Below are 25415 nucleotides of genomic sequence, written 5' to 3' on the forward strand. Positions count from 1 at the left end.
GATCAGGTCAGCGAAGCATGGTGATCCAATGTACGAAAACTCTATAGGGGATTGCGCGAAAACTCCGGGAATATCCGGGACGTTACGGGATTGCGTGGGACAATATATTAAAAACGTTTTCATTATTTAAAAATTAGAAGCCTTCTAAATTGCAGGCTCCTTTTGCTCACATCGGGTAGTGTTTCGCCTCATAGATAACGATAGCATCAACCAGTTCATCTAGCTCTGCTGATTCTTCATCCGTAATCGTTTTGTTGATACTTTTATCCAGTAGCTCGTCAGTCCGGGTGAATGCAGTAACATACTCGTCGTGTGTATAGATTTCCATATTTGCGCCTCTATATAAAGGTGGCGCTTTAGTCGCGCCACCAGCATTTAGTTAATAGTTGGTGCTGTTTGGGCTCTCAGGGCCTCTGGATGGTTTTGGTAGCTTAACTTGGTCTCTTCTGCTGCATCTAGTAGAACCTGAGTCGCTTGAACAGCGTCGCTAAATGTTTTGCAGTCACACTGCCCGAGATAGCTGGCAATTGATTGCATGGCTTTGTTCTTCATTACGTCATCTCTTTTCGCAGTCTGTAACCTCTTTGCTAAACAGCTTATCCAGGACCACTTTATGAAGTGGCTCGACTTTAGGTGGTATAGGTCGCAACGATGGCCCGCCATTCCCATGAGGCACCCAGCTCTCAATTGGCGGATATGCTGCTGGGCCGTTACCTCTGCTTTGTCCTGGCGTGTTATCGGTTACAACTGAATGTGCAACCACACCGCTGATGGCACCTACACTAAACACCAGGGCCATAACACCTACAAGGTTTTGTTTACTCATGTATCCCCCAGCGCTCACTTGAGCCTTGACCTTTGCTGCTGTCGAACAGGTCGCCCTGGACCTCGTCTTCTTTAAGCTCTTTCATGGTTCTCACCACCCCATATACCCACTGAACCGAGTAGCCATATTTCTTTGCCAGTTCTACGTGGTTGTCTCCAGTAAACTCGCTCCAGATTTTGTTGTGTTTTAAAATCGTGTCCAGCGAGATACCCTTGCACACATAAACGTTCTCACCACCAAACGTGTGGCGCACCCGGTCTACTGCTTGGCGGCCTATCTCTCCAGCCTTCTCCGTGCCAACAACATCGGCAACACCACGAGTAACGACTTCAAAAATAGCCAGTAGCATGCCTATACCGCGTTCACTGCCTTTGCCGAACTGTTCAGCCATTGGTTGCCTCCTCATAGCGGCCCAGCATCACGCCAATAAAGGCAAGCGCGGCTTCGAGTTGCTCAACATTGCACTTGCTAAAATTGCCGTGCTCATAAACGGTGCTTTTGGCCTCATGTTGTTCATCGCCGCTCAGTGGTAACGCTCGTAGATCTGGCACCAGGTCTTTCAGCTCGGTGACCATTTCCCTCTGATACCAACCTTTCAGCTGTTCAATTAGCGCATGCAGCATGGTCGGCTTCAGCCACTCCAGGCGCTCAACCGCTGCGCCCTTATTCAGCCGCTTTGCTTGCGATTTACTCCAGTTCAACAGTGCCTGTTCTGATCCGTCTCTCAGATAGCCACGGCTTTTCATGGCAATCCAGGTCTGACGGAGTTTATCTAGAGGCGTTTTTTGATCCTTATCGCGGGTGATTGGTGAGTTACGGCCTTTACCTCGTTTTTTAGTGATCACCTCAAAGCCTTTGCTTTTCATATAATTCAAAACCTTATTCAGCTCACCAGCATTCATTTTTGAGCAGCTGTCTTTGCCGGTGCAGTGCACCAGGATTTCACGATAAAAAGCATCATCCCATTGCAGCTTGCCTTTACCCACGTGGATTAACTGGATCAGCCTTGATTTACTCAGTTTCATAACGCCTCCTATAACGACTTGCTTACCAACGGGATCTGTATCCATCCGCCCTGGGCATTTCGCTCGTAAAAGCGAACATAAGTCTTAGTGCTCGATAAGATGATTGCATCGTCCAGGGCTCGCATCGCGGCGGTCCAGTCCTCACTGTCACTGGCCATACGGTACTTGCGTAGTGCCATTATTCGGGCTTTGTTATAGTTGCCTTCGCTGTTCGTTGAAAACGCATCCTGTGTTACTTGCTGCAATAACGTGTCGTCGCCCAATGTAGCTAGCTTTTCGTTGATAACACGATCAATCAGTTCCTTTGCTACATTAATTTCAGGCCCAAAAGTGATCTGATCTGCGACACCGACTTCAACTTTTCTGCGAGTGTCATAACTAGTAAGTGTTACATTACCTTTCACACCACCCAGCTCTGTGTTGTAGTTTGCAGCCAGCTCAGCAATGAATGTGTTTACGTCTTTGAACACACGACTTTTGAATTCACCATGTAACTCTGACAACGCTTTCGCTTCAGCAATAAAGCTATCCACTAGGTCGTTTTTCAACACATCCTGTTCAGGGACCTTATCCAGCGGCACCTGGAACCCTCGGGCGTTAATCAAAAATGTTCGTTCTTCTTTATTAGGGGTTACTTCACTCATGGTTATTCCTTACATCTGATCTTAGAACTTGTTCGCGCTGGCCAAACACGTTTTGCCACTGGTCAACCTGCACATCGTGGTGCTTGGCCAGAAGCTGTTGCATCTGGTCAACCTGCACATCGTGGTGCTTGGCCAGAAGCTGTTGCATCTGGTTGTCATCGCTCAATACGGTCTGAGCCTCTACCTTGGGGAGCGTAACCGTGTGGGTAAACGTGACCATTGCCACACCTGTGATCTGTACTTGTACATGCTCCATAACTACACCTTATGAACCAGTTTTTCGGTGATCTTGCTCTCACCAATTTGAGCCGCCAGGTTCATCACCTTAGCTGTCCAGGTATTAATACTGAGCGGATATGACCGGTCTAAATCGGTATCGTCCAGGGCTATTCCCTGGCGAACTCGTGCGTAGCATTTACCACGCAGAGCGCTGATCGCATCTTCCGTAAAAATTGCATCGGCATCTAATCCCACTCGGGCAAACTTGTGACGCAAATAAGCTGGCACATGTACACCCAGCGGCTGCATTTGGATCTGGTTACAGCGCCAGGTAAATTCGCGCACATTTTGCCCGGATAGCTTCTTGCGCAATTCCGACTGGCCTATCAGTACAATGCCCATTACGCGGCGAAACCCATGGGTCAGCTCCCAGATCCGTTTAAGCAACTTAATTACATCAGCACTCAGGTCGTGCGCTTCATCTATTACCATCAGGTGCAAGTGGCCGTTGTTAGAGCTTTCAATTAATGCGTCCTCAATTGCGGCGTCCCGCTCTTCAGCACTGGGGCGGTGCTTTATTTGTAACGCGCGGCAAATGGCTGTAGAAATGGATTCAGCGGTAATTTTTCGCCGGTCAAGCCTGGCTGGCTGGATCAGAATGACATCCGGGTGGTCCTGCTGGATCTGATGAATAAAACGGCGGCGAATAATCGTCTTACCGCTGCCACACTCACCATACAAAGCAATCATACTGCCTGCACTGGCCGCACTGAGCATGTCTTCCAGTATCACGCGGTGCGACTCAACTAAAAACACATCCTCTTCACTGTTAATCTCATTTTCAAATGGGTCTCTGCGCATTTTAAAAAACTGTTTGGCTGCAACGGTTAACATTTCTGGCTCCGGTTCTTCATAGTCAACTTCTGGGTTTTGCGGTTTAGGCTCGTACCAGGTAAACAGCTCTGATAGCTGCTCCGGGTTGGCTCCTGCGTCTCGCAAAATGTCGGTGATTGCAGCCTCAATAGCTGCCTTATCGCATGTTTTTGGCCAGTCAGCCTGCGTAGTTACACGGCTTAAACTGGCCTTACTAAAACTGTGTCCTCTTTCTTTTATTTGTTTCACTATGTGGGCTTGCTTAACTCCCAGTACTTCAATCACATGGCTAAGCTTTGTAATTCTCAAATCACTATCTCGCTATCTTCAGCACCGGCGCTTGTGCTACGCCCAGTTGCAGTTGTTCCACTACGTTATTAACTTCCGATTCAACAACACTCTTGGTAGCCAGCCAGTCAATCTCGGCTGGTCGTAACTGACGGCCCAGTCGGCTGGCAACCGCAATTCGCAAATCTATGTCGTCAATGACTCGCCCCTTGTTCTTTGGTGCCTCTGCTATCTGAGCCGCAACCGCGCTATCTGGCGTAATGGATTCACCTGTTGGCGTGATCCGGGTTTCATGCGTCACTTCTTTCAGATAGGAGTGCGCATTCAACTGGCCATCAAATGGCACAGCCTTATCCTTTTTGGCTTTCTGTATTTGCTCGTCATTCATGCCTGGATAGGCAAGGCGATCAGCCGCTTTTGTTGCTGTTTCAGTTGGGGTGTCTGCATGCTGGTCGTAGTTTTCACCAATAACAGGGGCGTCCACTCTGAAGCCCACGGCATCAAACTCAACGGGCTCAATCTGGTGATAAACAATTTCGTCCAGTGGTGTTTTAATACCCACGAGTAAATCCGGTGAGTTGCCCACAATGATCGGGCTAACTTCCACGGTGATCCCGTTACTGATGTACTCAACTTCACTCAGGTCATAGGTCATCTGGCACTTTGTAACCGGATGGCGATAAGTTACCGTTAAATCACCCTTAACCTTGCGTGTTTCGGTGTCTTTGGTAAGCAACAAGCGGCATGTCTGCTCGTCTGGCAACGCGCGCAGCCTGTGGCGATACTCCGGCTGATAGATCATCAGCCATACATCAAGGCGAGAGCGTTTGTGCCGGGAGTGCAGGCAGTTTTGGCCCTTAATTTTGTTGGCATTAAATGCACGCTGCCATGCCAATACACTTTCATTAAGCTCCGCGACACTGTTAACAGGCTCCAGTAAAATGCGGCTTTCAAACTGGGTTTCCACCAGGTCATTGCCATTTTCCACCGAGCCTTTGGCACGCGGGCTACCTGCTTTGTGCTCTATCGGAGTTACTTTCAACGCTTTCAGTACATTCTTGATAGCGCCAGAGGTATTCGCACTGCCTTTGTCCCACAGCAATTGCTCACACGGCCCCATAATTTCCGAGTTATCTTGTTGGCGCCAGCACCACATCAAAAAATCAAATAGATTAGCCTGGTTCTCGCCTGCGGCTTCATAGTATTTAACCCTTACAGCTCCGCTAAAATGGTCTGTCATTACGTAACGCCATACGCGCAGGTGCTTAATTTTTTCTATGTTTTCAGGCTTGTTTGCATAGAAGTGGGCATCACTCATAAACTTTTGTCGTATACCTTTGCGCCGCCCTGGCGGGTAGTACAACAAACAGTATGAGGGGTCCACCTGGTGCACATGGTTTGGGCCCAGGCTGCGTAATTGCTTGTGTGGCTTGGCTTTATCCAGCTGTTTTATACTGGCCTGGCGCTTAGCCAGTACCCGGCTTATCTGGCTGGGGCTCAGGCACTTGTAGCCATTTTCAGCCAAAATGCTTGCTGCCACGGGCACGTTCATTACTCGCTTGCCATTTTCACGAACCGACAAATTCAGTATCGATACCATCAAATCAATGGCTTCTTTACTCATGGCCGTTGTACCAGCATCCCGCCGCTTGGCTTTACCGCTGCCAAAACCCGCCTTTTTCAATCGCCGATAAAATGCATCCTTGCTAACAGCCAGTGCAGCACAGGCCTGCTTCAAAATATCGCCTTTTTGCCCATGTTCGGCGCTTTCCAGCTTTTGACCCCAATACTCTATGGTTAGATCGCTCATACCAGCACCTCTTCGGCACCGTCAAAGCCCAGTTCCTGCAACCATTCTCCACTGGGTTTTACTTCGTCCAGGTGGCCCAGGCTACTCTGTAACTGGTTCCAAACATGCGCCAATTCCTGCAACAACTGCTTGGTGTCTGAGTAAAACGCCGAGGTCGCCACATGTCGGGTTTGCTCGTCCAGCTCCATGGTTTCTAGCTGCTCATTTAATACAAGCAACTGATTAAAGCCTTCCAGGATCTGAGTATTCGCCTTAGCATTTACTTCAAAAAAATCTTTAACGTCGCCTTTCCATTTTTCAGGCGAAAACTTTCTCTGGTGTAGTTGCTCCTTTAATTTTTGGTTCTCCATCACATTTTCGTCATTCAATTTGCGATTTGCTCGCAGCATGGCGTCACTGGCCAGCACTTCATCTTTTAAGTCTTTCACCTCTTTTTTATGCTTGGCTTTCAGGTCGTCAATTAGCTGCTTAACCGCATCCTTATCGCCCGTTTCAACGGCTTCCGATTCAATCACCAGTGCCTGGTCGTCTTCAGGCAACTGGCGCAAAACGCGTAAGTCGTTGTAGCCCAGTTTCATGTTTTGGGCAGCTTCAAAAAACTCTTCCCCAAATTGCCGCAAGTTAATAAGCCTGTTATCAACGTTTCTGCGTTTTTCCTTAATAATGTACTCGCAACATTCTTCCCAAGTGGTAATCGTTACCACATTTCCATCTTCATCTTGATGAACTAACCCCTTGTATTCTTTACTATCCTTTAATTGTTGGGCTAGTTTCAGTTCGGTAACGTTTACCAATTTACCTATAAAATTGAATGCTTGGATTTGGCCTAATTGCAAAAGCACACTCTGCTTAGACGCCAGAATGCCTTTGCCTTCAATCAGGGCTTTTTCCTGTTCGGGTGTAATGTGTGTTTCTGTCATCGTTATTACCCCAGTACTCTGTAATTAATCGCTTCTTGCTGTAGCTCACGTAGTGCGTTAGTAAAATTGTGATCTACCGTGTTACTAAGCTGCACCAGCGCTTTACTCAGTCGCCAGCGTTTATCATTTTTTGGCAGCCGCTCGGCAAACCCGGCCTTTACCAGATTGGCCAGTATTCGCGTTACATCAGCGTTGCTGGTCTCCAGTGCCGCTGCCAGTTGCTTTGGTTCTATGCCCTCAACTTCATTGCCAGCCATCAGGGTCAGCGCCTTTAATGTGCGCTGCACCTGGGGCGAGATATATTGCTCACTCACTGGCTGCTATCCTTTTTTCGAGCTCCTTACGTACCTCAGCAGTAAGCACAGTAACGAGTTTTTTACCTAGCGCCCCCTCAATCTGGAACTGACCATAGTCGGTTATTATTTCCCCTCTGCCTGCCAATGATGGGATTACTTTGTTGTACAGGTAAGAAAGCTCATCGGTTGTTAATTTCTTCAGATCCAAGGTCATACGGCCTCCTTTCTCATGTGTATGGCTGGCAGATGAAATGCTGCTACACACTCAGGGCACACCACATCAAGATCAAAATGCTCGCTGCGTACGTGCCGCCAGCCAACATAGGTGGCCGCTTGCAGCCACATTTTGGGTGTTGCGCCGCTCTGGCACGCGTGTTCATAGCTGCGGCAGCACTGGCAGTAAATCAGCGGGCGTGAGTCCATAACATCTATGTGTGCGATGTCTACAGGGGTTGTTAGTAAACTCATGATCTGTACTCCTGAATAGCGGCGCTTGCGGCCATGGCTTTTAGCTGGTCCATCGTCATTAAGTGCACGGTTTTTGGCCCCTGCGGCGTAGCCTGCTTACCCAGCCAGGCAATGGATTTTTGACTGCGATGCTGGTTTTTAGGCAGATCTGTGTCTTTGAGTGTCATCATTTGGCTCCGTTAATTCAGTAAGTCGAGGGATTGCTGTGGTTCGTCGAGCTGTTCAGCTTCGAGCTTGTGATAGGCCAGATCCTGCATCAGCAGCACAATCTGTTCAGCAACATGCTGCGCGTTGCCATTGCCTGCTTCCAGTTGCATCGTCATACCAATCACCTGGTTAGCAAACTGGTTCAGGTGGCTCAGCGTTGGCATGCTGGGTTTTTTACCCTTGGGCATATCAACCACCAGCTTGTCCAGGCTGTGTGCCATGTACTGCAATGGGTATTCACGCCCTGTTGCGGCCATATAGGGGATCAACAAACTGGCAGGCATATCGCCATTACCCAGATATTTGTACAGCATATCGGTGCTTACACCGGTTCTGTCTGCAATGCGTGGTACGCTCATATTACGTGTAGCCTGCGCGTGCTCCTTACACAGCTGCAAGGCTTCCGGCAGGCTGCGTGCAACTACCCGGCTCCATTGGCGGCGTTTAGGCTTGGTCATAATCGCCTCCATTTTGCAATGCTGTAGCAGGGATTTTGCCATTCCAAAAATTCAGTTTTTTTGGAACTTCACTTTGCCCCACCTGACTGGCTAGTATTTGATCATCGCCAGTACAGAGGAGCAAACCATGCAAACCAGCTTTCATAACCATCAGTTTAATAACTTGCTTGAGTGGCTGTGTGTAGACGACAAACCGGTTCAACATATTAAACCTGTGAGCGCACAGGCATTGCGAACTCTGCTCCTGGCGCTGGGCCAGTACAGGCATATTGAACGTCGGGTGTTTGTAAACAGGCTCTACCAACAACAAAACGCGGCTTTGTTGGCGCTGATAGCATTGTGCTATGTAAAACGTGATCAGCTTCATGGTGTGGCTCCTGTAAGGTCGGTAACTCAGTTACTGATTAGTTGGTTACTCAGCCCTTACGAGGCCAGTAGCTGTTGAACGGCCTGCACCTGATCCTGACGGCGGTGCTTACGGGGGGAAACGTAGTGCGGACAATCAGAAAATACTTCTCCGACGGGTTTGTCCAGGACTTTGGCGATTGCCTCTGCAATGCGCAAAGACTGGGTTTGACGACTGATCACGCCAGAGACGGCTGTGAGCGAAACGCCAATGGCTTCAGCCATAACACTGAGCGAAACGCCCTTTTTAGAGAGCGCTTGCTTAATTTGATCTGCGCTCATAGGTTTAATTTCATGTGCTTTCATAGTACATTACCGTTTTGGTTGACCCCTGCATTGTGATTTTGGCGAATCGTTGGAATGTAAGGGTTTGGTTTAAGTTGAAACAAGTATAGTTATCACATTTGATAACTGTCAACGGTTTTATTATCAAATATGACTACACCACTTAAAGGCGAACGTGAAAGGCTCAATCTCACGCAGCAAGAAGTAGCTGACAAAATCAATGTAGGAAAGGCGACTTATATTCGTTGGGAAAGTGGGAAAGCAATTCCATCAGATAAGCTCGCAGAGCTTGCTGGACTGGGCTTTGATATTGGTTATGTAGTTACAGGAAAAAGAGGAAGCCCAAAAAATACAGGTGTCTCCACTGAAGATCTTGAGAAAGCAATTACTACATTTTTGTTCAATACTGGTGAGTTGGGCCTGTTAACGAAGTCCGACTCAGTTGAAGTTGAAGCTTTAGTCAAGATGGCTATGTTTACAATTGCCAAGGTATCAAATTCTGAACTAGACGACATCAAAAATGAGCCGTCCGATCAGTCTAATGCTTCTTAGTGTAATGAAGTAAATCTACAACGTTGTGCTGTGATCTATCACTTTTTCTTGCAGCAATACCTTCAGCCAAAAACAAGTTGAAACGCTCGTTCCATTCCATCAGAGCTTCATACTTAAGCGTGATATCTGAAATACTCTCAATACATTCTCTTTCTCGAATGAAATCGTTAAGTTGCTTCCGATCCTCCGAATTGCGCTCCCGAGGCTCAAAAGCAATCTTGTCAGCCCCCCTTATTACAGAAGCTTTGAGTAGCAAAATGCTTATCCAGACTACAAGAAACGATAAATACAGAATACTAACCATTACGAAGCCTCGCGCCTTTTAGCCAGTGTGCTCCTGAGCCGTTGATATAAAGCCTTGCACAACGGAAGTGTAAGTATGAGTGTTATAACTACGTTCCCAGTGTTTATCGCGATTTGATAAGCACTTTCGAAGATACGTGTTTGTATGACTACGGCATCAAAGTAGTAAATGATTTGTACCATGCCCAAAAAAGCGTAGGCGATCATCACACTCATGGCTTCGAACTCTACCTTCGCCTTTAATTGCACATGAAATGCGTAGATAAGAGTGATGCTTATGGCGTCTATTGTTGCCCAGCTTCCAAACCAAAAAATGAATCCCGCTTCCTTTGACAAAGCAAACAAATAACTCTCGATTCTGAGGTTTATGAACTGCGTAATCAACCAGGTAATGGCTGTAATATAGTAAGACCTAGATCCAAGCCTTTTACTAAACATCAGGATTGGCGCTACCAGAGATAGGCACCAGATCCACGTGTTTAAGCTATGTAATTCATCAACATAATTGGCAAACATCAAAATTCCACCAGAACATTAACCGCCGAAATTACCGAAATCTTTGACTTTGATCGCTTGCCTTTGAGGTTTAGTTGGATCATTTCCACTTCCATTCCCGCCTACAACAAAAGCAATTTGCTGTGTGCTTAGGCTCTTACCCGTAGTGTTGGATTTAGGATAAATAATGGGGTTGTTGCCACTGCCGTTACTGCCAGCAACAATAGTTTGCAACTTTGAAGGCAGTACTTTATTTGATAACGTGCTTAATTTCATATATTTACTCCTTTTGAAAAAGTAAACACAGCATAGCAGGAATGAAAGCAATGACTCTTAAACTGGTTTAAGAATCACATTTGTTTAAGGCTCATGAAAAATTTAATGGGAGGCAAAACGCAAATCCCTGACTGCTAATGCTGGCTACAAATCCATTAACCTAAAGGTAACATAAACCTTTTTCTAAAGTATACCCTCAACGTTAACTTTTTAGGTAAATTTATTGCGCATTTCCCAAGGTTTATGGGCGCGCCCATAGCGCTTAACTTAAAGTAACCCAATTGGGTTAATACTGGTCGTTTTGTAACTTGTTAATAGTCAGGTTAACTTTTGCGTGGAGTTTAGGTTTGTTTTTTGCCATGATATTTGTCGTTACATTGCCAACCCTTCACGTTAAAGCGTTGGCAACGCTTAACAGTTCTCCATACTGTTGCTGCCAAACAACCCAACAAGGAAAGCTTATGAAATGGATATTAGTGCCTCTGATGGCCCTTACATGCAACTCCCTTCAGGCCGTGGAAGTATACAAGTGTAAAATCGACAATGTGGTCACTTATAGTGACAGGCCTTGCTCAAGGGAGGCGAAGAAGTTAAAAGTCAGCAGTAATAACGCAAGTTCAGCTCCAAGTGGGCAGCAAGTTGCAGCTAAGTGCTTGGCATATATTAAGAGAGTCAAGCCATGGAAAGATCCCGAATCCGTAAAAATGGTCAGCTTTGTAAAAAACTGGGAGCATGACTCCAGCGGTGCACGACAAATTATGACGCTCGAAGTAAAAGCAAAAAATAGCTATGGAGCTTATGACGGCACAAGCTTAGTTCACTGCTTTCTAAACCACAGTGGAACAGGCTTAAGCGAAGTACAAAGGTTTATTAGGTAACTCAGAGCCTTTCTTAATCTAGTTTAAAATACATCCAACCAGCCTCGGGGCACTCTGTCACTAACTTGTGATGGAGTGACCCATGACCTTACCAATACTCGACTATTTTAATCAGCCTGCACATGTGCGGGACGCGCTGAACCCATACTCGGGTAAGTTTGCGCATTGCATATTACCCATATTGCACGCTGAAGGCGGCCTGAACCTGACAGCCAGTGACCGTGGTGGCCTGACCAAATATGGGATAAGCCAGCGTGCATACCCGCATATTGATATTGCCAACCTGACGATGCCAGGTGCGCTGCGGCTATACCACCGTGACTACTGGCGGCCCATGCACGGTGAGCAGTTTGATACCGGTGCAGCGCTGATGCTGCTGGATGGCGCAGTGCAACATGGTGTACCAGGTATGACATACCTGCTGCAACGCCTGACCGGCGCAAAGCCCGATGGCCGCTTTGGCCCCCGAACCCTTAAATCAGCGCACGCATTGTTGCCCACTAAACTGGTGATAGCCCTGAGCCTGCGCCGCGCCCGCAAATACGCACGTATTTGTGCCAAAGACTCAAGCCAGCAACCTAATTTGGATGGCTGGTATAACCGCCTGGAGCATATCACTGAGTATGCAGCTCGGGAGGCCATCTATGGGTAAGAACTGGGAGTGGTCCTATAAACAAGGGCGCTATAGGTGCCTGAAGGCAGAAACTGAGGCTAGGAGCAATAACACACCTTTCGATAGCAACATTGTGCCTCTGCACAGTTACGACGGCACGATGCAATCAAAGTTTTCTAAGGGCTGGCATTCTGTGTCTGAAGTGGATATTCGCCGACACATGCGCAGTGAGAACACATACCAAGCCGTTAGTTTACGTTTGGCTCAACAGTTTGGGGCAGCGAATGGACATAGCTGACGACGCGCAAGAAGTAATTGAACGTGGGCTCGCGCTCACACTGGCCAGAAACCGCGCCCACTTCGAAGGCCCAAATGTAGATTTGGCCAACTGCCTGAAATGCGGCTGTGAAATCCCGCAAGCGCGACGTGCAGCCGTACACAGCTGCAAATACTGCGTGCACTGCCAGACAAGATTGGAGAAGCAGTAACCATGTACGATTTCTTTCAAAAGTGGCAAACCTTGATTGTCTGGCTAGCCAGCGGGCTTGGTGTGCTGATTATGGCGTACCTGTACTTGCGCTTTCCATCACGTGGTGAGTTCAACAAACACAAGAACAGCGCCCAGGAGCAACTGACATCACATAAAGAAGAAGTGCTGAAACAACTGAGCACCCATAAGGCCGAAGTTAGCGAAATGCTGAGCGACGTTAAAAAGGAAATTGGGAGTGACTTTAAGGAGCTTGAACGCCAGCTGGAAAAAGTGCCAACCAAAGAAGACCTGCACGACCTTGAACTGAAAATTGAAAAGCTAAACACCAACATCGAATCAGTAAAGCCGGGGCTAAGCAATGTAGAGAGGCTCACAAATCTACTGATGGAAAACGAACTAAGAGAGAAACGCAATGCCGATTGAAAAAGTACAAGCCGAACACCAGCGTATCAAGATCCTGATTGCTTTAAAGGAATCCCCTGACTATGGCGCAAACACAAGCATGTTACATGACGTGCTTAACATATATGCACTCGGATGTAGCAGCGCCCAACTGAAAACCCTATTAAATTGGTTGGAAGAAAACGGTTATGTTGAAAACGAGAAACTAAGCGAAAGCACCTGGGTGGCAAGAATTACAGATACAGGTATGGACGTTGCTGAAGGCCGTTCTACCGTGCCAGGCATTAAACGTCCGGATCCCAGGAGCTCACTATGAGCGACTCAGTGCGCCGAGGTAAGCCCAGCAAAATTGACGGGCTGCCCAAAGCCGTTAAAAAACGGCTTAACGAAATGCTGCGCGACAAACAGCATTCACAAGCTGAGATCCTGGAAGAGATCAACCGGCTGATACTCGATGCCGGACTGGACGAAGAAGCCACAATCAGCCGCTCAGGGCTGAGCCGCCATGCCCAAAAGCACGAGCAGTTAGCTGCAAGTATGCGTGAGACTCAGGCAGCAACAGCTGCCCTGGTCAATGAACTGGGTGATGCTCCGATGGGCGAAACATCCAAGATGATCCTGGAGCTGAACCGCACAATGCTGTTCAGGGTATCCCGCCAGCAACTGCTAAAGCTGCAAGAAAATGAAGATGTAGACGTCGGCATGATTAAAGAAGTCATGCTGGCCATACAGCGGCTGGAGGCAACAGCAACGAAAGTACACCAAAGGGAAAAAGAGATCAGGCAAGCATTTGCTGAAGAGGCTGCGGCAGCCGCAGAACAAACAGCTATCCAGGCGGGACTAACCTCTGAGGGCGCTCAGCAGATTAAAAACCAAATACTGGGAATTGCATAATGGCAGATAAAACGTGCCTTAAAGCTATCGAAGCACATGAGGACATGGCAACAGCGACAGATCATGCCGACTTAAGCTATCGACAAGCCATAGAAGAGTGCGACGAAATTGAGAAGCGATTTGGGCTGCCTGTTTACATCCCCTTTGATCCTAATGAGCTGTTGCTTGGATACCAGAAACGCTGGATTGCTGACACATCTCCCTTAAAAATTGCTGAAAAAAGTAGACGGACAGGTATCACCTGGGCTGAGGCAGCTGATGCCGTTCTGGAAGCCAGTAAAAGTAAAGAAGCATTTGGCACCAATCATTTTTACGTTGGTTCAAATAAAGAAATGGCCCGCGAGTTTATTGAAGCAGCGGCTATGTGGGCCAAAGCCTTTGATAAAGCAGCTGGAGACATTCAGGAAGAGATCTTTATTGATGATGGCCAGGAAGGCAAAGAGATCCTCACCTTTGTGATTTACTTTGCCAGCGGTTACAAGATCCAGGCACTATCCTCTAATCCTGCCAACCTGCGTGGTATGCAGGGTAATGTCACCATAGATGAAGCCGCATTCCATGACCGGCTGGCTGAGGTGTTAAAGGCCGCGCTTGCTTTAACCATGTGGGGTGCAAAAGTCCGCCTAATAAGTACTCACAATGGAATAGACAACTTATTCAATGAGCTGATCCAGGATAGCCGAGCTGGCAAGAAACGTTACTCGATCCACACCATCACCATTGAGGACGCATGTAAAGAAGGCTTGTATCAGCGTATCTGCCAGAGGCAGAAGAAAAAATGGACTCGTGAGGCTGAAAGCCAATGGATTGAAGACTTACTGAATGATACCGCTTGTGAGGAAGATGCCCGAGAGGAATATTTCTGTGAGCCGAAAAAAGGCGGCGGTGCTTACATTCCGCGAGTACTGATAGAAGCTGCAATGACAAAGGATATTCCTATTTTGCAGTATGAGGCCCCCTCTGGATTTATGAGCTGGACAGATGAACAGAGACAACAAGCCATCAGTGACTGGACTAAAGAGCACCTGACCCCCTTACTTGACTCATTAAACTGTGACCTAAACCACAGCTTTGGCGAAGACTTTGCCAGGCGTGGGGACCTTACTGTCTTTGTGCCCCTTGAGATCGCAAAAGACCTGTCTAAACGAGTTCCATTTTTGGTGGAGCTAACGAACCTAACTTACGACGGGCAAAAACAGGTCATGTTTGCCATAACCAAACGACTGCCGAGGCTGCAAGGAATGGCATTTGATGCCACGGGTAATGGTGGATACCTGGCTGAGGCCGCTGCATTGCATTTTGGTACAGAGTTGGTCGAGCAAGTCATGCTGAATGACAACTGGTATCGGGAGTGGATGCCTAAAATGAAAGCTGAGTTTGAAGATCAGAATGTAGCCATTCCAAAGCACCAGGATATTTTGGGGGACCTCCAAAAAGTCTCTGTTCGCAACGGCACCCCAAAAATTGATAAAGGCAGCGATAAGGGTAGCGATGGCAGGCAAAGACACGGTGACTTTGCGGTGGGCCTGGCTATGGCTATTCGTGCCGCCTGGATGGAAGGCTCCGCGATTGAGTTTACCCCACTTCCCGACAAACACAGTTCAAACAACGATTCAATTTACGACGACCTTGGTGCATACCAGGGCGCTGGCTGCTGGTAGGAGTATGTATGGCCATTGTAGATATAAACGGCGATCCGCTAACACTTGAGCGCCTTGAAGGCTCACAGATTGAGGATAACAGCCAGGTTGGCATGTTGCTTAAGCAGTACGCCACACACCCAAGCCAGGGCTTAACCCCGGCCAAACTCGCAACCCTTTTGGCCGAAAGTGAGCAAGGTAACTTAGCGGCTATGGCGGACCTGGCCAAAGACATGGAAGACAAAGACGCGCATTTGTTGTGTGAAATTGGCAAACGACGCCGGGCGTTGCTTGGGCTTAACTGGCAGGTCAAGCCACCCAGGAACCCGAGCAAGGCAGAAGAACAAGATGCTGACCGCCTGAGCGAGATTTTAGAAGACGCTACCTGGTTTACTGATCTTGTTTACGATTTAAGCGACGGAATTTTAAAAGGGTTTGCCGCTACAGAACTGCAGTGGGATTATATTGAATCTCAACATGTGATCACCGGCTATGAGTTCATTGATCAGAACGTGTTTACCACCCCTCATGGTGATCACAATAACCTGCGCCTGAACAATGGCACGCAAGACGGTGAGGCCCTGAACGCGTTTGGCTGGGCATTACATACGCACCGCTCCAAGTCGGGCTATGTACACCGGGCCGGACTGGCCACGGTACTGGCATGGCCATTTTTATTTAAGAACTACTCAATCAGGGATTTGGCCGAGTTCCTGGAAATTTACGGCTTACCATTACGACTGGGTAAGTACCCCAGCGGCGCAAGCCAGGATGAAAAGAACACCCTGCTAAAGGCGGTGCTGTCGATTGGGCACAATGCAGGCGGGATCATCCCCAGAGGCATGGACATAGAATTTCAGAACGCGGCCCAGGGCCAGTCTGATCCATTTGAGGCCATGATACGCTGGTGTGAGCAGAGCCAGAGCAAAGCCATTTTGGGTGGTACGCTCACCAGCCAGGCTGATGGCAAGTCCAGCACGAATGCGCTGGGTAACATACACATGGAGGCCCGGAAAGACTTAACCGAATCTGATGCCCGGCAACTGGAACAAACCCTTACACGCGATGTGCTTTACCCCATGCACGCGCTGAGCAGCAAAAGCTATTCCGGCAACCGGCGCATTCCAAGGCTGGTACTTGAGACTACGGAGTCTGAAGACATTGCCAAGTTAGCCCCTGCAATTCAGGTGCTGGTTGAAACTGGTGTAAAAATCCCACAGAGCTGGGCGAACGAAAAACTACAAATCCCGGTGCCAGACAAAGACGAGCCTATTCTACGCCCGGTGTCGGCTCAGTCTGCCGGGTTGCCAGCAGCGGCCCTGAGTACTTCAGTCGCAGCACTCACCACTGAATTTAAAGACCGCACCGCGCAGCAGGAACTGGACACGGCACTTAATGCCATCACCAGTGGCAATATGCGCGATGAGTACAAAGCCACACTCCAGCCGCTCCTGGATAAACTCAACCAGAGCGAGGAACTGGCCGCCATAGAGCTGGCTGAGTTATACCCTTCACTGGACCAGGACAGCCTGACCGAGATGTTAACCAAGCTGTTTTTTGTCAGCGAACTGTGGGGCATGATCAATGAGTAAGGGCGCGTCGTTATCTATCGCATTTGATAAGTCCCCGGCCGATGCGGTGGCCTATTTTCGTTCTAAGGGCTACGCAGTCAGTGACGAGTGGCACGATATACTGCTGGATGCACAAGCACGAGCTTTTACCGTGGCCCGTGCCAGCTCTATGGATGTGCTTAGCACCATTCGGAAAAAGGTGGATGCCGCCATTGCGGGTGGCCTTACGCGTAAGCAGTTTCGGGATGAGCTAACCCCGGAGCTGCAAAAATTGGGTTGGTGGGGCAAAACCAAAAACGAGCAAGGCGATGAAATACAGCTCGGCAGCCCTTACAGGCTAAACACCATTTACCGCACCAATGTACAAACCGCCTACATGGCCGGGCGCTATCGTCGCCTGCTGGCCCGCGCCAAAACCCACCCGTATTGGCAGTATGTGGCCATTGACGACGGGCAAACACGGCCAGAGCATAAACGCCTCAATGGCCGGGTATTTAGGTTCGACGACCCTATCTGGCAAACCATATTCCCACCCAACGGCTGGGGCTGTCGTTGTCGCGTCCGGGCGCTGACAGAGGCACAGGTAAAAGCGCGCAGTCTGACCGTCGAGGATGGCAGCAACTATGTGCAACCATTCGATGCGGAGATTACCAGCCGCGAATCTGGCGAGGTTAAGGCTGTGCCACACGCTCGCGTAAACCTGCCCGGTGGTGACGTAATGACACCAGACATAGGCTGGGCCTATTCACCAGGACAATCAGCATTTGGCACGGATATGGCCGTGGCCCAGAAGCTGGGCAAGGTAGAAGATGCCGGGCTACGCGCTGAAACCATTCAGGCATTGAATAATAGTGAGGCCAGGCACAAGGCGTTTGAAGGCTGGGTGGGAAATAGCATTGAGCGCATCGAGCGCTTTCAGGCTGCAAGGCGGGCCCAGGACAAAGCGGGCCTGAAGGCAAACGGCCCGCGAGCAGACCATAAAACCGTTGTGACCTTTTTAAGTGATGACATAAACCAGCGACTACTGGATAAAGGCATTGATCCGGCGCGAACCCTGGTTCTGTCTGAAAAAGCCCTGGCGCATGCGCATAGTGAAAAACACCAGGACAACAACAGTGCTTTAAGCCTGAGTGAATACACCCAGCTGAGCGCCTGGATAAACCACCCCGACACCCAGGTTTACTGGGAACCTGCCCGCAATGAAGTGCTATTTGTCGTTGACCAGGGGGAACAGTCCATCAAGGTAGTTGTGCGCTATAAAGGTAAAGGAATTGACCTGGATACTGTTATCAACGCGCTGAAGGTAGACAGTGTGCAAGTAAGGCGTGCAGTACAAGGGGGCTTGTATGAAGTGTGGCGGTAGGGTGAGAATCGAACTCACATCACTGTAGAACAGCCCCTTACCTATCGGGGTACACTACCGCCACTACTGATTATTAATCAGCCAGAATAAAAAAGCCAGCATAACGCTGGCCATATCAAGGGATGATGCCAAGGCATCCATCTAAAACTAGCCCATGAGGTGAGCATGTCAACAATATCCGTACTAACCCAGGGTAACGCCGCCCAGGTGCTGGCCGAAATAGCCGACAAGTTTAACGACCTGAGCGACCCCATGAACGAAATAGCCGCAATCATGGAGGGGGCCAGCGAAGATGCCTTTGCTGAAGAGCGCAGCCCGGTAACCGGTGAGCCTTGGCCCACCCTCAGCGAAAACTATCTGAAGAACAACCCCAAGCGCGTTGGTGGCCAAATGCTCCAGGTCAGCGCGGGCGGCCTGGCTGCCAGCATTGCCGCAGACAGTGGCAAACTCTGGGCAGAGATTGGCAGTAACAAACCCTATGCCGCCATCCACAACTTCGGCGGCCTGCCAGATATGGCACCAGGACCGGCAGCCATCCCCCAGCGTGAATACCTGGGCATAAGCTCTGAGGATGAAGGCGACATATTAGCTGTGCTGGAGTCATTTTTGCTCGAAAACTAAAAACGCCGTCAGCGCCCTGTGAAGCGCTTTGACCTGCTCAGTGGCTACCGTTGGGTGTAGCAATAACAGATAAGCGCGCTAACCCCGTTTCGAAACGTTTCTAAGCATGCCGAATGGCAGCAAGTAAGGAGTTGAGGACAAAATAACCCGAGACATTTTAAATGTAATTCGCTAGAGTGAGCGCCAATGTATACGGACGGTACATATTTTCACATTGCTGTGCCCTCCGCCCATTTCAACTTATGAATAAAATAATAGATAAGAATTTGATTATGGAAAGTATTGTACTGCGCTTTGATGGTGAAGCTTTAAATGACCACTCTATGGACCTCAAGTTACTTGCTGATTCTTTAGCAGGATTAGAGAGCCTTATTACAGAAGTTCACGAACATTTGAATGGATCAACCGATGATTTGAAAGTTCAGGTTCAGGGGGGATTTGAGGAAGGGTCTTTTGAGTTTCTTCTAAACGTTATTGAAACGGCTGAGATAAGTACCCTTGCAGCCATTGGGCTAGGAGGTACTTTTGCAGGCGGTGGATTGATTGGTGCGTTAAAGTGGCTTGGTGGAGAGCCGATAGAGAAAATTGCACGTCATAAAGATGGCGACTGTATTTTAAAGAAAAAGGACGGAAATGACCTTGTCGTTAGCAGTCATTTGAAGGAAGCTATTGCGTCTCCGTCCATTAGAACTGCTTTTAAAAAGTTGATACAACGACCATTGAATAAAGAAGGTATCGATGTATTTGAAGTTCTGAAGCCTGGAGCCAGTGGTTCTGAACAACGAGAAGTACTGGTTGAGATAGAAAAACGTGAAGCTTCAAGCTTCCGGGCTCAGTCTGAGCCAGTAAAAGAAAAAATAAAGGAAGATGATGTTTATGACAATGCTCGCATCACTTTTTTGACAGTTCACAAAGACAAGCCCAGCGGTTGGCGCATCCATTATGACGATACAGAAATCAGCGGAGTGAAAATACAAGATGATAGCTTTATTCGTCATGTGCAAAGCGGTGCTGGTGAAGCTATATTTGATGATGCATACCGTGTAAAGCTGGTTGCTAAGTACAAGAACAACAGCCTGACAGAAAAGAGCTGGCATATTGAGAAGGTATACCTTTAGTGTTTAAATGCTAAAAACCTTTTGTAGATTCTCAAAACTAACTAAGGAGGCAAAATGACAGACAAAATTGTTGTAATAATACTCATTATCGCGCTGATGCCTCTTTTTTTCTGGTTGGGGAAGACCATTGTCTACATTGCCCTGTGCAAATTCTTTGGGGTCAACGTGACTTATAAAGAAGACGTAGACGGTGTAATGGTCACAAAAAAAGTAAGAGTGAACAGCAAGACCTCCTACGAGGAGCTGGTAGCGCTGTATAAGAAAACTCAGCAGCGAGGGAAGGTGCAATGACAAAGAAAGTTACCAGCATCTCAAATGGTCTCGCTTCAATTTTAGGTATGGGAATGCTCTATCTCGCTGAGCAGCTAGAGTCCGAATCGATTAAGATAGGTATAATGGCCATTACACCCGGACTAACTTTGTATGTAGCGTATTTAAGTAAACTTGTTGGCAACATTAGCTCATTAGGAGCTTTTAAACTCCTAATGTCACTTTCAACGAACAAACAACTGAAACAACTTCGAAAAGCACTTGATGACCCTTACATCTCTCCTGAAATGAAAAAAAAGCTGCAGAGTAAATATGACGAAACGTACAAGCTTTCTGTAGATATTGTCGAGGAAGATATTACTTCTGTTGGCAAATGGGTGGATTCTGCAAGAGACAACCTGAATGCTGAAATGAAGAAAGATTACCGTGACAATAAAGACCTAACTGCTTCACTCGCAGCCCAGGAAAAAGAAAAATCTTCGGAAACTTAACTTATAAGCCAGTTTTAAATACTCCCTTAGACCTAACCTACATACTGGCATCAGTTTTTACACGTGATGCCAAGCCTTCTACAAATTGTTCAAGTATTTATCTAAGCTCGAACGTATCAGCGATACCTTCACGCATGTATTGAACACCTGATATTCCTGCCAGCTTGAGCCGTTCGCTATACCTAGGTATCGGTTGCTCATTGTCAGTTAAAGGTATTGTTTTACTCTTATCAATATCTTCTGCTGCGAGTATCTCCTTATACACTTCCGTTTCGACGATAGAAGTACTATCAGTGCAATTTTTGTGAAGCTCAAGCTCAAACACAATTTCTTTATTTTGGTTATTGGCTACATACTGAACTGTAACTTTGTCATTGTTCATCTTCTTATCCTTATTTATTAGAGTAACTTAAGCCTTAATAATATATTCTTAACTCACTCGGATCGATACGTTTTCTTAATCTAGTTTAAAATACGTTCACCAACCCAACCGACATACTGGCCTCAAGATTTAGCTTGAGTGCCAGTAAATGCCCCAGACCGACCCGCAACAAACTACAAACAACCACAGCAAGCAATCACATACGATTGCAACTGCTGTTGTAGCATTGACTACTGACCGCAAAGACAGCTATGGCGTGGCTGTTTGCAAGCTCAGCGCAGACATTAACGAGCAAGGCGTTAGCCCACGCGTGCAGCTAATGCCCGACGGTCCATTCAAATCTCATCATGATGGTCGTCCCGGAGATGTTGCCTCTGGCCATTGGTTGCTCGATGACACCGCCTGGCAGTTCCTTCAGGCAAATGCCGCCCTGCGTAACAACGATTACCACTTTGATTATGAACATCAGACTATGCTGGCCGAATCCAATGGTCAGCCAGCTCCAGCCAGTGGTTGGTTTAAGCCAGCGGACATTGAATATGTTCCGGGGCAAGGTTTATTTGCCCTAAACGTCAAGTGGACTAAACGCGCAAGCGATTTAATTAAGAACGACGAATACCGTTATGTGAGCCCAGTTTTTTCTTATGACAAACAAACGGGTCGCCCCGTCGCACTCAAGCACTTTGCACTAACCAATGATCCGGCTCTGGATGGCCTGAGCCAGGTTGTTGCCCTTAAAACCCAATTCCCCAATCAACCCGGAGAAACACCGATGAACGAAGCCCTAAAGCTATTGGCTGAACTTGGTATTACCGTTGCTGATGGTCAGAACCCTGAGCCTCAACACTATGACCAGGGCATGGCCGCTCTCACAGCACTAAAAGCCAAAGCCGAGTCAGCCGACAACCTGACAACACAGCTCAATGATGCCACTCAGCAAGTTGCTGCACTGAAGGCAAATAATACTAACAGTGTAGACCTGAGCCAGTACGTACCAAAGGCCGTTGCAGACGCATACCGCACAGAGCTGGCAGCCCTGAAAAGCCAGAATGATGGGCTATCTATTGACCAGGAGATTGAAAATGCCCGAAAGAATGGCCGAGTCCTTGCCGCTGAAGTGGATTGGTTAAAAGACCTGGCTGATCAGCAAGGCTTTGCCGTCCTAAAAGCAAACCTAGACGCGCGCTCACCCATTGCCGCCCTAACTGCCCAGCAAACCACCCAAACCAAACTGCCGGATGGAAAACAAACAGGTGTCGCAGCGCTGACGACTGAAGACAAATACGCAGCTGACCAACTCGGTATCAGCTACAAAGATTACGCAAAACTGAAAGAGGATGACCAATAATGGCCATTGTTACTCCTGCACTTATTACATCACTGTTTACCGGCTTCAAAAAGAACTTTGAAGATGGTAAGTCGGAAGCTGACCCACAATACATGAAGATAGCGACTGTCATTACATCAACAACTAAATCCAACACCTATGGGTGGCTGGGGAAATTCCCAAGCCTCAAAAAGTGGGTTGGCCCGCGTACGATTGAGAATATGAAGGCGCATGCCTATACGATCATTAATGAGGATTATGAATCCACGGTAGGGGTAGACAAAAACGACATCGAAGACGATGAACTCGGTATCTACGCACCAATTTTTAAAGAAATGGGTTCTGCGGCTGCGATCCATCCGGATGAGTCTTGCTTCCCTCTATTGCCATTGGGATTCTCCAATCTATGTTATGACGGCCAAAATTATTTTGATACGGATCACCCCGTCGCAGAAAAAGCAGATGGTACCGGAACAATTACTTCAGTAGCAAACATGACCGAAGATCCAGGCTATACAGGTGAGCCATGGTTTGTACTGGATACATCGAAAGCCATCAAGCCGATCATCTTTCAGGAACGTAAGAAGCCCCAGCTCGTATCCATGACCAAGGTCGATGATGAAGCCGTGTTTATGAGTAAACAGTTTCGTTATGGCGTTGACTGTCGCGATGCTGCCGGTTTCGGGTTCTGGCAAATGGCATATGCCAACAAACGGGCATTAACTCCTGACAACCTGTGGGACAGCATCAGCAAAATGCGTGAGTTTAAAGCGGATGGTGGCAGAAAGCTGGGTATTAAACCCACATTGCTTGTGGTTCCAGCAGGTATGGAAAAGCAAGCCACACGGATGCTCGAACGCGAGTTAGATTCCAATAGCTCCAACGAACTCAAAGGCCGCCTCGAATTATTGGTGGCTGACTACCTATAAACCCCATGGCCCGGCACGGGCCATTACTCAACAGGATGGAAAATGAAATGGCTAATCAACCTATTCAGCATGCGTGTATCGTCTCTCAGCAACCGGATGGCTATCGCCGTGCTGGCATTGCCCTCACGCGTGGAGAGAACAAGCACCAGGTCACTGAGTCACAGCTTGAAGCTCTTAAAGCAGACTCACGCCTCTCGGTGCAAATTGTGTCGGCGGATGAAAATGCAAATGCGACACCACACCTGGAGCCAGGAGGTGTGGGCAGCACTATAAAACTGGACCTGAGCAACGCCCCGGACGAACTGGCGCACATCATTGCAGCTATCCACGAGCTGAAGCCGTCCAAAAAGCCGACCGTGGATGAATTGGCGTTTGAAGTAGATGGCGTTGACGGTGAGCAAAAACCAACTGCTCAGCAACGTGATGATGCCTGGTCCTGGTATCAAACCCATGTTGTAAGCACGGAGTAACCCTATGACCTACGCAACCGCCGACGATATGAAAACTCGGTTTAACGACCAGGATTTGATTTTGCTCACGGAACGTGAAAACAGCACTCCAGGTGAAGTTGATATGATGGTATTAACTCAGTCACTGGTAGATGCCAGCGCTGAAATAAATGCTTACCTGTCTGGCCGCTATACGCTCCCGCTGAGCACGGTGCCTACGGCTCTGGTACGAGTGTGTTGTGATATCGCTCGCTACTTTTTAAGTAGTGATAACGCGCCGGAGCATATACACCAGCGCTACACCGATGCGCTCAAGTTCTTGAAGTTGGTCAACGAAGGCAAAGTGGCACTGGGAATTGATAGCCAGGGCGACAAAGCAACAACCAACGACACCGCACATATCGAGTCGGCGGGTAGCGTATTCGCGCGCGATAAGTCAACGGGGTTCATCTGATGTTTGAGATCAGTGATGACTACCTGGCTGCGGGCCCGCTCCTGGACAAAGCCCTGAGCGCTGTAACGGGTATTAGACATGTGCAGCATGTGAATGACCTGGCAGAGATAGACAAACCCACACACACACCGTGCCTGTTCTATGTCTATTACGGCGACCAACTGGCGGAAACGGCCCATGCTGGCGCAAATGTTCAGCTAAAGCAAACCTGGCTGGTCATCCTGGCCGAACGCAAAGGCAGCAAAAGTGCTGGCCAAAATCTGGCGGCAACAATTCGCGCGGTGGCAGGAAAAATGACCGGCCCGGCTGGCCCCTGGCAACGCGTAAACACCCCAATCAAACCGAGATACACAAGCGGCCATGCGTTTTACCCGCTGGCCTTTACCTGTCAAATGAGATTTAAAGGAGCACTGTAATGAGTGGCTTATTAGTAGCGGGCAATTTCTTTATTGACCGATTAAATTCACAAGGCCAGAGCCTGGGTATTTTTGGCCCTATCAACATGACCAAACTCACTGTTAAAACGGATGCCGACACAGTTACCCGCCCGTCAAAGAAAAAAGAGAGCTACGGGCAGGCGCTGGATGATGTAAAAATCGCTAAGCCTGCGGAAGTCGCGTGCGAGTTTGACGACCAGCCAGCCGAGCTGCTGGCTCTGGCACTTATGGGTAAAGTGAAGGCGTTAAACGAAGGCAGCGGCACCGTAACAGATGAAGCCAAAACCTTACCCGCGAACCAGGGCTGGCTGGAACTGGGCCATAAGAACCTGGCCACTGATGGATTAGTTGTAAAGCAAGGTGCCACACCGCTGGCACTCGGGGCCGATTTTGAAGTCAATTATGCGCTGGGCATGATCCGTTCAGTCGAAGGTGGCGCAGTCGCAGCCGGTGGCAGCATTACAGTGACCTATCAACACAATGCCCGAAGCGGCAAAACCATTGAAGGCGGCATGGAATCGCAGGTCCGGGCCCGTATTTTTGGTGAAGGCACGAACCTGGCAAATGGCAAAGCCATCGAGCTGGAGATTTTCGACGCTTCAATGATGCCTGATAAAGAGATCGACTTTGCGGCAAGTGAATTTGTCAGCGGCGGACTCTCCGGCACCGCCAAGCTCCCTCAGGGGAAAACGTCCCCGTTCACGTACACCGAGTTAGACGCATAGTTCCCATTGGG

General features: G+C 48.4%; 39 protein-coding genes. 21 read left to right on the forward strand and 18 right to left on the reverse strand.

Going from position 1 to position 25415, the window contains the following annotated elements; genetic code table 11:
* Nucleotides 1–166: 166 nt before the first annotated feature.
* The 15 genes from CWB99_RS24100 to CWB99_RS15695 are packed head-to-tail and all read right to left on the reverse strand — an operon-like array spanning nt 167 to nt 8034.
* Nucleotides 167–328 carry a hypothetical protein gene (locus tag CWB99_RS24100; protein WP_171045362.1) on the reverse strand — a complete coding sequence of 54 codons (162 nt, stop codon included), beginning with the start codon at nt 326–328 and terminating at the stop codon, nt 167–169.
* A 47-nt stretch (nt 329–375) separates the two neighbouring features.
* Entirely contained in the window at nt 376–552 is a 177-nt protein-coding gene (locus tag CWB99_RS24105; protein WP_171045363.1) for a hypothetical protein, read from the reverse strand.
* A gap of 4 nt (nt 553–556) precedes the next feature.
* Nucleotides 557–826, reverse strand: a complete 270-nt coding sequence (locus tag CWB99_RS15640) for a hypothetical protein (protein ID WP_138552753.1) — start codon at nt 824–826, stop codon at nt 557–559.
* On the reverse strand, nt 819–1217 hold the full coding sequence (locus CWB99_RS15645; protein ID WP_138552754.1) for a Mor transcription activator family protein: 399 nt from the start codon (nt 1215–1217) through the stop codon (nt 819–821). Before CWB99_RS15645 ends, CWB99_RS15640 begins: the two co-directional genes overlap by 8 nt.
* On the reverse strand, nt 1210–1851 hold the full coding sequence (locus CWB99_RS15650) for a gp16 family protein (RefSeq protein ID WP_138552755.1): 642 nt from the start codon (nt 1849–1851) through the stop codon (nt 1210–1212). Before CWB99_RS15650 ends, CWB99_RS15645 begins: the two co-directional genes overlap by 8 nt.
* An 8-nt stretch (nt 1852–1859) precedes the next feature.
* Nucleotides 1860–2495 carry a DUF3164 family protein gene (locus tag CWB99_RS15655; protein WP_138552756.1) on the reverse strand — a complete coding sequence of 212 codons (636 nt, stop codon included), beginning with the start codon at nt 2493–2495 and terminating at the stop codon, nt 1860–1862.
* A complete protein-coding gene (locus CWB99_RS15660) occupies nt 2488–2751 on the reverse strand; it encodes a hypothetical protein (RefSeq protein ID WP_138552757.1) in 264 nt (87 codons plus the stop codon). The genes CWB99_RS15655 and CWB99_RS15660 overlap by 8 nt, the downstream gene beginning before the upstream one ends.
* A gap of 2 nt (nt 2752–2753) precedes the next feature.
* Entirely contained in the window at nt 2754–3896 is a 1143-nt protein-coding gene (locus CWB99_RS15665; RefSeq protein ID WP_138552758.1) for an ExeA family protein, read from the reverse strand.
* Between the two features lie 4 nt (nt 3897–3900).
* Entirely contained in the window at nt 3901–5685 is a 1785-nt protein-coding gene (locus CWB99_RS15670) for a DDE-type integrase/transposase/recombinase (RefSeq protein ID WP_138552759.1), read from the reverse strand.
* Nucleotides 5682–6605: a hypothetical protein gene (locus tag CWB99_RS15675; protein WP_138552760.1), complete on the reverse strand. Its 924-nt coding sequence runs from the start codon at nt 6603–6605 to the stop codon at nt 5682–5684. The genes CWB99_RS15670 and CWB99_RS15675 overlap by 4 nt, the downstream gene beginning before the upstream one ends.
* A 5-nt stretch (nt 6606–6610) precedes the next feature.
* Nucleotides 6611–6919 carry a MarR family transcriptional regulator gene (locus CWB99_RS15680; protein ID WP_138552761.1) on the reverse strand — a complete coding sequence of 103 codons (309 nt, stop codon included), beginning with the start codon at nt 6917–6919 and terminating at the stop codon, nt 6611–6613.
* Nucleotides 6912–7115: a hypothetical protein gene (locus CWB99_RS15685; RefSeq protein WP_138552762.1), complete on the reverse strand. Its 204-nt coding sequence runs from the start codon at nt 7113–7115 to the stop codon at nt 6912–6914. The genes CWB99_RS15680 and CWB99_RS15685 overlap by 8 nt, the downstream gene beginning before the upstream one ends.
* A complete protein-coding gene (locus CWB99_RS15690; protein ID WP_138552763.1) occupies nt 7112–7369 on the reverse strand; it encodes a hypothetical protein in 258 nt (85 codons plus the stop codon). Before CWB99_RS15690 ends, CWB99_RS15685 begins: the two co-directional genes overlap by 4 nt.
* The gene (locus tag CWB99_RS24110; RefSeq protein ID WP_171045364.1) at nt 7366–7539 is read right to left on the reverse strand and encodes a hypothetical protein; all 174 of its coding nucleotides are present in this window, start codon (nt 7537–7539) and stop codon (nt 7366–7368) included. The genes CWB99_RS15690 and CWB99_RS24110 overlap by 4 nt, the downstream gene beginning before the upstream one ends.
* A 9-nt stretch (nt 7540–7548) precedes the next feature.
* Nucleotides 7549–8034, reverse strand: coding sequence for a hypothetical protein (locus CWB99_RS15695; RefSeq protein ID WP_138552764.1), 486 nt, complete (start codon nt 8032–8034; stop codon nt 7549–7551).
* A gap of 127 nt (nt 8035–8161) precedes the next feature.
* Here CWB99_RS15695 and CWB99_RS15700 point away from each other — a divergent pair, with 127 nt between their 5' ends.
* Nucleotides 8162–8479: a hypothetical protein gene (locus CWB99_RS15700; RefSeq protein ID WP_138552765.1), complete on the forward strand. Its 318-nt coding sequence runs from the start codon at nt 8162–8164 to the stop codon at nt 8477–8479.
* Here CWB99_RS15700 and CWB99_RS15705 read toward each other — a convergent pair.
* Nucleotides 8458–8745: a helix-turn-helix domain-containing protein gene (locus tag CWB99_RS15705; protein WP_046006631.1), complete on the reverse strand. Its 288-nt coding sequence runs from the start codon at nt 8743–8745 to the stop codon at nt 8458–8460. The two genes, CWB99_RS15700 and CWB99_RS15705, sit on opposite strands and share 22 nt — an antisense overlap.
* A 129-nt stretch (nt 8746–8874) precedes the next feature.
* Between CWB99_RS15705 and CWB99_RS15710 the strand changes: the two genes are divergently transcribed.
* Nucleotides 8875–9276, forward strand: a complete 402-nt coding sequence (locus CWB99_RS15710; RefSeq protein WP_138552766.1) for a helix-turn-helix domain-containing protein — start codon at nt 8875–8877, stop codon at nt 9274–9276.
* 837 nt (nt 9277–10113) lie between these two features.
* Here CWB99_RS15710 and CWB99_RS15720 read toward each other — a convergent pair.
* Nucleotides 10114–10350, reverse strand: coding sequence for a hypothetical protein (locus CWB99_RS15720; protein ID WP_138552768.1), 237 nt, complete (start codon nt 10348–10350; stop codon nt 10114–10116).
* Between the two features lie 461 nt (nt 10351–10811).
* Between CWB99_RS15720 and CWB99_RS15725 the strand changes: the two genes are divergently transcribed.
* The 13 genes from CWB99_RS15725 (at nt 10812) to CWB99_RS15790 (ending at nt 20701) form a co-directional block, all read left to right on the forward strand.
* A complete protein-coding gene (locus CWB99_RS15725; RefSeq protein WP_171045365.1) occupies nt 10812–11228 on the forward strand; it encodes a DUF4124 domain-containing protein in 417 nt (138 codons plus the stop codon).
* Nucleotides 11229–11310: 82 nt separating this feature from the next.
* On the forward strand, nt 11311–11880 hold the full coding sequence (locus CWB99_RS15730) for a glycosyl hydrolase 108 family protein (RefSeq protein ID WP_138552770.1): 570 nt from the start codon (nt 11311–11313) through the stop codon (nt 11878–11880).
* 245 nt (nt 11881–12125) lie between these two features.
* Nucleotides 12126–12329 (forward strand): TraR/DksA C4-type zinc finger protein, encoded by a 204-nt coding sequence (locus tag CWB99_RS15740; protein WP_138552772.1) that lies wholly within the window; start codon nt 12126–12128, stop codon nt 12327–12329.
* A gap of 2 nt (nt 12330–12331) precedes the next feature.
* Nucleotides 12332–12754 (forward strand): DUF2730 family protein, encoded by a 423-nt coding sequence (locus CWB99_RS15745; RefSeq protein ID WP_138552773.1) that lies wholly within the window; start codon nt 12332–12334, stop codon nt 12752–12754.
* Nucleotides 12744–13049 carry a VpaChn25_0724 family phage protein gene (locus CWB99_RS15750; protein WP_138552774.1) on the forward strand — a complete coding sequence of 102 codons (306 nt, stop codon included), beginning with the start codon at nt 12744–12746 and terminating at the stop codon, nt 13047–13049. Before CWB99_RS15745 ends, CWB99_RS15750 begins: the two co-directional genes overlap by 11 nt.
* On the forward strand, nt 13046–13627 hold the full coding sequence (locus CWB99_RS15755) for a DUF3486 family protein (protein WP_138552775.1): 582 nt from the start codon (nt 13046–13048) through the stop codon (nt 13625–13627). Before CWB99_RS15750 ends, CWB99_RS15755 begins: the two co-directional genes overlap by 4 nt.
* Nucleotides 13627–15288: a terminase large subunit domain-containing protein gene (locus CWB99_RS15760; protein ID WP_249331951.1), complete on the forward strand. Its 1662-nt coding sequence runs from the start codon at nt 13627–13629 to the stop codon at nt 15286–15288. The genes CWB99_RS15755 and CWB99_RS15760 overlap by 1 nt, the downstream gene beginning before the upstream one ends.
* An 8-nt stretch (nt 15289–15296) precedes the next feature.
* Nucleotides 15297–16859, forward strand: a complete 1563-nt coding sequence (locus CWB99_RS15765) for a DUF935 domain-containing protein (protein ID WP_138552776.1) — start codon at nt 15297–15299, stop codon at nt 16857–16859.
* On the forward strand, nt 16852–18201 hold the full coding sequence (locus tag CWB99_RS15770) for a phage head morphogenesis protein (protein WP_138552777.1): 1350 nt from the start codon (nt 16852–16854) through the stop codon (nt 18199–18201). Before CWB99_RS15765 ends, CWB99_RS15770 begins: the two co-directional genes overlap by 8 nt.
* A gap of 165 nt (nt 18202–18366) precedes the next feature.
* Nucleotides 18367–18822, forward strand: coding sequence for a phage virion morphogenesis protein (locus CWB99_RS15775; protein ID WP_138552778.1), 456 nt, complete (start codon nt 18367–18369; stop codon nt 18820–18822).
* Between the two features lie 272 nt (nt 18823–19094).
* Entirely contained in the window at nt 19095–19940 is an 846-nt protein-coding gene (locus CWB99_RS15780; RefSeq protein ID WP_138552779.1) for a hypothetical protein, read from the forward strand.
* A gap of 54 nt (nt 19941–19994) precedes the next feature.
* Nucleotides 19995–20231 carry a hypothetical protein gene (locus CWB99_RS15785; protein WP_138552780.1) on the forward strand — a complete coding sequence of 79 codons (237 nt, stop codon included), beginning with the start codon at nt 19995–19997 and terminating at the stop codon, nt 20229–20231.
* Nucleotides 20228–20701 (forward strand): hypothetical protein, encoded by a 474-nt coding sequence (locus CWB99_RS15790; RefSeq protein WP_138552781.1) that lies wholly within the window; start codon nt 20228–20230, stop codon nt 20699–20701. Before CWB99_RS15785 ends, CWB99_RS15790 begins: the two co-directional genes overlap by 4 nt.
* A 97-nt stretch (nt 20702–20798) precedes the next feature.
* Here the strand turns inward: CWB99_RS15790 and CWB99_RS15795 are convergent, their stop codons facing one another.
* Nucleotides 20799–21083, reverse strand: coding sequence for a hypothetical protein (locus tag CWB99_RS15795; protein ID WP_138552782.1), 285 nt, complete (start codon nt 21081–21083; stop codon nt 20799–20801).
* Nucleotides 21084–21231: 148 nt separating this feature from the next.
* On the opposite strand from CWB99_RS15795, the gene CWB99_RS15800 reads away from it, so the two are divergent.
* The 6 genes from CWB99_RS15800 to CWB99_RS15825 are packed head-to-tail and all read left to right on the forward strand — an operon-like array spanning nt 21232 to nt 25404.
* On the forward strand, nt 21232–22431 hold the full coding sequence (locus CWB99_RS15800; protein ID WP_138552783.1) for a phage protease: 1200 nt from the start codon (nt 21232–21234) through the stop codon (nt 22429–22431).
* Nucleotides 22431–23339, forward strand: coding sequence for a Mu-like prophage major head subunit gpT family protein (locus CWB99_RS15805; protein ID WP_138552784.1), 909 nt, complete (start codon nt 22431–22433; stop codon nt 23337–23339). Before CWB99_RS15800 ends, CWB99_RS15805 begins: the two co-directional genes overlap by 1 nt.
* A gap of 47 nt (nt 23340–23386) precedes the next feature.
* On the forward strand, nt 23387–23809 hold the full coding sequence (locus CWB99_RS15810) for an HI1506-related protein (protein ID WP_138552785.1): 423 nt from the start codon (nt 23387–23389) through the stop codon (nt 23807–23809).
* 4 nt (nt 23810–23813) lie between these two features.
* Nucleotides 23814–24242 carry a gp436 family protein gene (locus CWB99_RS15815; protein WP_138552786.1) on the forward strand — a complete coding sequence of 143 codons (429 nt, stop codon included), beginning with the start codon at nt 23814–23816 and terminating at the stop codon, nt 24240–24242.
* On the forward strand, nt 24242–24658 hold the full coding sequence (locus CWB99_RS15820; protein WP_138552787.1) for a phage tail terminator protein: 417 nt from the start codon (nt 24242–24244) through the stop codon (nt 24656–24658). The genes CWB99_RS15815 and CWB99_RS15820 overlap by 1 nt, the downstream gene beginning before the upstream one ends.
* Complete coding sequence (locus CWB99_RS15825; protein WP_138552788.1) at nt 24658–25404, forward strand: hypothetical protein; 747 nt, start codon at nt 24658–24660, stop codon at nt 25402–25404. The genes CWB99_RS15820 and CWB99_RS15825 overlap by 1 nt, the downstream gene beginning before the upstream one ends.
* Nucleotides 25405–25415: the final 11 nt, after the last annotated feature.

Origin of the sequence: Pseudoalteromonas rubra, assembly GCF_005887095.1 — a bacterium.
Classification (GTDB): Bacteria; Pseudomonadota; Gammaproteobacteria; order Enterobacterales; family Alteromonadaceae; genus Pseudoalteromonas; species Pseudoalteromonas rubra_E.